Consider the following 6079-nt stretch of genomic DNA (forward strand, 5'->3'; position numbering starts at 1 on the left):
ATCTCGTCTTTACCCCATGTCCAGTTCTTCAGGGAGGGGAGATTGCTGACGCTTGAATCTTAACCGACTAATCGCTACATCTATTGAGAGGAAGATCATTCAACCAAGATTGGATTACTTGACTAATCTTATCTTGTTGCGGCTGAAAACTACGGTGAGGATAAGGCAGTTCATTCTGCTGACTTGTAATAACACCTAGATAGAAACCATCTTCAGCACTTACAGTTCTAGAGCATATAGCTAAAGCCTCTGGTCTTAGGTCAATAAATTTACCTGTAGGGTTTAAGTAGTAGCAAATTAATACTATATTCTTGCCAGCCAGCCTTTCTTGAATTCCGAAAAGCTCTACTAACAGGTCGGCAGGAGTAAATACCCTGGGAGGTTTACCTGAAATGTTGATTGAGGGATGCTTATAGATTTTAATGCAAAGTCTTTGAATCAATTCCTGAGTTTCTAAAGGTATAGTTAGCTCTTCTAAATTGATAGCGATCGCATGAATATCTTTCCGTGAACTTATAAAGTTATCCAAAGAAAATATTTGGTTATTCAATATCTTTACTAGTTTATGATTGTGAGATGGTAAAGTATCCTCGATCTCAGGATGACTTGTTTGCCTAAAAGATAAAGCACTATAGAAATCAGTATACTTCATATTTTCGGCATAGTATCTGAGGAGTTTAAAAACTCTCTTATTAGATTTATTCTTTGGATGTTCAGGATCTGTTAAAAATTTAAGAAATTCAGTATTTAGATGTGAAATGAGGTTTTTTAAGTCTGAACTCGTACGGGCAAGTGATTTTAACTTGTTGAAGCATCTTTCCCAGACTTTAGGATAATCATCTCCTTCATATGAACTATCTTCCCCAAAATCAATGTATGAACGATCGAAACAAGCTTCACTATAGATGAAAAGCTTTAAGAATATATCTCTTGATAAATTATTTTTTGCTTCTAGTTCATCTAGGGCTACAGCTATATCATATGATTGTTGCTCCAAAATCTTTTCATAGCAAAAATTCTCCAGTGCATTTAAAGCATATTTTGTTAAGCTATCGTTCTTTAGATTCTTACTACTCTTACAAGCTTTTATTCTAACTTCCAATGAATCATCATTATCAATGATATATTTCAATAAACAAATTATTTCATTTAAAATGGTTGCCTGATTGTATTTATTTAAGATATTTTCTAATGTTAATATATCGATTAAACAATAACGAGTGTAGAAATGTATATCCTGGTTTTTTGCAATATTTATCAAGGTGGATAAAAATTCTTGGAGATTGTCAATATTATTTTCTGATAATAAATAGTTCTTTATTTCATCAAATAACAAATCGTTAGCTTCTCTTGGGATACTAAGCAAGAATTTCATTGTAAACTCATCATGAATCCCTTTACCCCATAGCTTGTAAGCACATTGTAATGAAAAAACACCATTGTTGGCAATTACCTCTTTGAGTAAGTTAATAGCTTTGTCATAGCCTGATTGTATCTTCAGTAAAAATACACCTAGAATTGCTTTAACTTCAAGTGAATGTGTAGTTGAATCAAGAAAGTTAAGTATTAACTTTCTTGAGATTTCTGTGTTACTTAGTGTAATTGAATTTAGTAAGTCAGAAATGTAGTAAACAGATTCATGATTTTTATATATATCAATATTTTTAAAAATTGATTCAAGTAGAATTAGAGCGACATCTTTATCATCTACAAGACTAATAAGCAAATCTTTATAAAACTTAGTCAAATTAAAATAATCATCATCTTCAGTCAGAACATTACATAGTATGTGAGAAAAATATTTTTCTTCATATACTCCGTGATTTAAAAGTGATTTTGATATACAACTCTTCACATCGAGAGTTATATTCGGGCTGTCGAAAATTTGCTCTAGCCTCTTATTTCCACACATTGCAGTAACAAGTTCATCTAAATCTTTTAATATGTACGTCCACATGTCTAAATCATCACAATTTTTAATATCATCATTCAAAACTAGAATTGCATCCTTCAAAGAATCTAATCTACTCTTTCCGTTTTTTTCGCCTTCTTTAATTATCTCTTTTAATGTTTTTCGAGCGGAGTAGCGTAGGTCAATATAATCTGGCGATGCAAATTCATCGGAATATAGCGATGTAGATTTATCATTTATATTTATTAGCAAGCTTGTGACTTTCTTTTCTTCTTTTGATAAGCCATCTCTATTTATTCTTAATAGCTGTACCTCTCTAATATAATTAAGAGTTTTCCACTCCCCGTTTTCATACCAGTATTTTGGTAGCTGACTATAAATCTCTTTGTTTAAATCTGGATTTATAGTTTTGAATTCTGTTACAAAAAGATTGTCTAAACACAAGGATTTTCTGAAGTAAAATGGAATTTTTCTAGAATATCCAGGATATGATTCGTTAGCTACAAATTCTAGAATTTTTCTACAGAGTTCTGACTTGATTTCATTACCATGTATCTGACATCCAAACCATAGCAGGATAACCTCTTGCCATTGAGAATCAAATATCCTATAACTGCCTAATAAATTATTTTCCTGATTTATATCTAGAAAAAATGTAGTTTCCTCAATTGCTGTTGCAGCAAAATACTCTTGGAATGTGGGGTGTAAAAATGCGTAAGCAGTAGTAAAGGGTTTTTCAGCAGCTATACCAATTTCATTAAGCCAGCCTAACTGCCGAGCTTGCCAAAACATTGAATCTTTCTTTTGTGGATCTCCTAAAAACTCTTTAATGAAATCTTCTTGCAAACGAAAGCGAGAATCAACTCGATCGAGTGATTCTCTGGCTAATTCACCTAATGCTCGATTCAATGCGTTTCTTCGATCTACTTCAATGTCGATCTGCTCTTTTTTTAGGTCATAAAAAGCTTGGACAAACTGGCAGTATAAATCTGCTTTAGTATCGGGCAGCTCACCATCGTTAAAATCAAAAATATAGCAGAGAAGAGATAGTTGTAGCGGACTTCTTATAGTATTCTTAATTCCGTTATTACCAGTTTTATTAAGTTCTATTTTTAACCTTTCACCCAATACTGGATTCGCTCCATCCCGATTGAAAAAATGATCTATAAATTGATGTACCTGACCAGGGTAATCAAAACCAACAGTACGATACACATCAAAGTTTTCTAGACTTGACCAAGTATTGAGCCGACAGGTGAGAATCACTCTAATACTTGTAGCCCAACCTTCTCGCAACTGCTTTCCTAGTGCGTCTAAAGCATTAGGAACACTCATCTCGTCTACACCATCTAATAATAGATAGACTCGATTGTTTAGAAGTAGTTGTTCCAATTCCGCTCTTTGTTCCTGATTAGGCAAAACTCCTACTGCATTCTTGAGAAAGTCCTCCATTAGATAATCCCATAGGGGTTTATTACCAAGGTCGGCTAATGAAATCCACAAAGGGATTTGGTTGAGCGTTTGCTGCACATACCCCCCAATTTGCTGCAACAGTGTAGTTTTTCCTGCTCCTGGCTCCCCAATAACTGCAATCCGTTTACCTTGACTTTTGGGTGTATCACCATCTCGAATAATACTATCTAAGAAAACCTGAAATTCAAATTTCTTAGTGGTTTCTTCTCTCTCAGGTTCGTAAAGTTCAGCTCCTCTATCTGTTGAATCAATATCTAGAACTTTCGGTCTCTTTATACGCTCTACTAAATTTAGTGTCACAAATAAGTGATCTGGCTGAAAAGTAATACCATCTTTAGCCATTATTTTATTCGTACTTAATCGCTCTTTTTGTCGAGCGAATAAATCTTTGATGCCAGAAATAAGCAGATCTGTGTTTGATGCGCTATCAGTTGTTTTTGATTTTGATGAGGTTTCCCATTCAAGTGGATCTACCAAATCTGAGGGTTCAAGTCTCAAAACTCGTGCAATCTGGATAATTGAGTTTCGGTCGATAGGTCTCCCAGATAGTCCTCTTCTCAGTGTCACTGAAGAGGAATTGTCACCTGATGCTTCGTCGTAATTTTCATATGTCCACCTATTTCGATCTGGATCATTCGGTTTAGGTAACTCTGCCATGCGATCGCGGATAAGGTCGATCCCATCTTGAGTCAATTTAATACCTCTAGCCATAATTCAAATTCGCACTCGTTCTTGGTTAGTTTTACTTTAAACCAAATCTTGCTGCAACAACAGTTCAGATTTGGTCACTTCAGGTCACTTATTTTCTGAACCGATCTGATCTGGTAAAACTCTGCTGAATTAAGTAACTTAGGGTCATACAGTTCTACACAAGGCTCCATGGAAAGCACCAACAAGCATCATCTAACGTTCCTAATCGGCAAGACGCTCTAAAATGGACATTCTTGATACACAGAACGACCTCAATGACATCCAGTATCGTCACTCGATTTTAAATGCGTAATGTGATTATAGTTTTCGATAACAAAATAGCTTATGCCTCTCACTTAGGACTTATTCTTTCTTTACTCAATATCAATCACTTTTTTACAGAAATTATGAATAATATTTCCATCCCTGTTTACCAAGAATTTCAAAGTGGTGAAGTACTTAATTCATATGAATCAATCACTTGGGAACTCTTAGAGCATCACCTTCCCCCTCATTATAGATGCTGCCCTCAAATTCCCTTAGAATTGCTTTGCGCCCGATCTCGATCTCAGTACATTGGAGATAATACCCTCTGGCGTTTTTGGGTTAGTTCAAAAGTAGATTTTGCTATTCTCGATCGTCAGCCTGGAGCCGATCGTACTTCAAAATTAGTTATCGAATGTCAGTCCCATTATCATGACAATGCAGACCAACAAAGTAACGATCGTAAAAAGGCAAATTTACTAGACTTGGCTGGTATTCCATTACTGTATGTAAGATCCCTAGATCGAGACTATAGATACTATCGTTTTTACACTCCAGATGAGAGCTACGATCTTTGCTATAACCTAATCACTCAAGAGCCTAAAGCTCAACTACAACAACTACTTCTTGAATTGTTAGATAGTAAAGGCAATAGACCGAGTAGTCTAGCTAACCTCAGTAACTGACTCTAGCTGAATTGCGCTTTTTTGGAGCTACACCAATATAGGGCATTTTGTTTGGTGCAGTGGGGAATTGGGATGAGTTCCTACCCCAGAACTCGCAAAAACCTTTAATAGTAACTAGTGTTTTAACGGTTACAAGTTACCCAATCCGGTAATCGCTCTCAAAATAGTGTCGAACTTTGCATCCTGAGAGTCGAATCTTTGATTCATCTCAGCCTTGAGTTCATCGATTCGAGTATTTAGCCGCTCCTCTACCTCATCGATCCGCTCGACTACTCGCGTGCCGAAGGCAGGTCTACGACCAACGAAAGCATCGGTGATATAACCACCAGGAGCGATAGTTTCTTGAAGTTGGGCGTTAGTATTTTCGATGCGCGTAAGTCGATCTTCGACTTGTGCCATGCGGGTGAAGATATCGCGGTCGTTCGGTTCTCGTGATTGAGTCATAATATTGGGTAAGTATTTCGATGTGGCGGTGCCCTCGCCGCATGGTATCCCCGTTAGTTGTCGCTAGCGGGGATACTCTCATTTTAGGGGTTAATTCCTCCGCTCTAATATCCCGCATCCGCTTCTGTAACCTTCGCTTGGACATTGTGAACAAATTCTACAACGTTACTCTGCTAATTCCTGTAAAGCATCTGCATATTTAGTTGCAACCTTTTCAAACGCCTTCATTCCTAGCTCAAATTCTGGATGGCTAGAGGCAAGCTCACTATTGGCAGTCTCAATAAAGATGTGGGCATCAATGCCAGCAATTGACAGTAAGTGGACTAATTGCTCGACAGAGAAGTGTTCGATGTCGCTATCCATCAGATGGCTAATGCGAGAGAGCGAGTCACCAAAATAGGAAGCTGCTCGCTCGTTTGTCCAGTTTTGAGCGCGAATAAAGCGGCGTAACTTCAGCATTAGATGGGTTCTAAGTTTTAGGTCTGCGGCTTCCTCTGGGGAGAAGCCGCAGTCTTCAAATACATTGCCACTGCCCTTGGTGATATTAGTCATCAGCATTGTTCTCCTGCAATTCTTTTACTAGGCTACCTTCAAGTATCCAAGTGTTCCA

4 protein-coding genes are annotated in these 6079 nt (G+C 36.9%); 1 reads left to right on the forward strand and 3 read right to left on the reverse strand.

All coding sequences use genetic code 11. From position 1 onward, the window contains the following. Positions 1-67: 67 nt before the first annotated feature. Positions 68-4096 carry an NACHT domain-containing NTPase gene (locus ACEW9I_RS07310; RefSeq protein ID WP_373539694.1) on the reverse strand — a complete coding sequence of 1343 codons (4029 nt, stop codon included), beginning with the start codon at positions 4094-4096 and terminating at the stop codon, positions 68-70. Positions 4097-4380: 284 nt separating this feature from the next. Between ACEW9I_RS07310 and ACEW9I_RS07315 the strand changes: the two genes are divergently transcribed. Next, positions 4381-5025 carry a DUF2726 domain-containing protein gene (locus tag ACEW9I_RS07315; RefSeq protein WP_373539695.1) on the forward strand — a complete coding sequence of 215 codons (645 nt, stop codon included), beginning with the start codon at positions 4381-4383 and terminating at the stop codon, positions 5023-5025. A 129-nt stretch (positions 5026-5154) separates the two neighbouring features. Here the strand turns inward: ACEW9I_RS07315 and ACEW9I_RS07320 are convergent, their stop codons facing one another. After that, positions 5155-5469: a hypothetical protein gene (locus ACEW9I_RS07320; RefSeq protein WP_373539696.1), complete on the reverse strand. Its 315-nt coding sequence runs from the start codon at positions 5467-5469 to the stop codon at positions 5155-5157. 165 nt (positions 5470-5634) lie between these two features. Then, a complete protein-coding gene (locus ACEW9I_RS07325) occupies positions 5635-6021 on the reverse strand; it encodes a helix-turn-helix domain-containing protein (protein WP_373539697.1) in 387 nt (128 codons plus the stop codon). Positions 6022-6079 lie beyond the last annotated feature (58 nt).

The sequence above is a fragment of the Chamaesiphon sp. genome, from assembly GCF_041738855.1.
Lineage (GTDB): Bacteria > Cyanobacteriota > Cyanobacteriia > Cyanobacteriales > Chamaesiphonaceae > Chamaesiphon.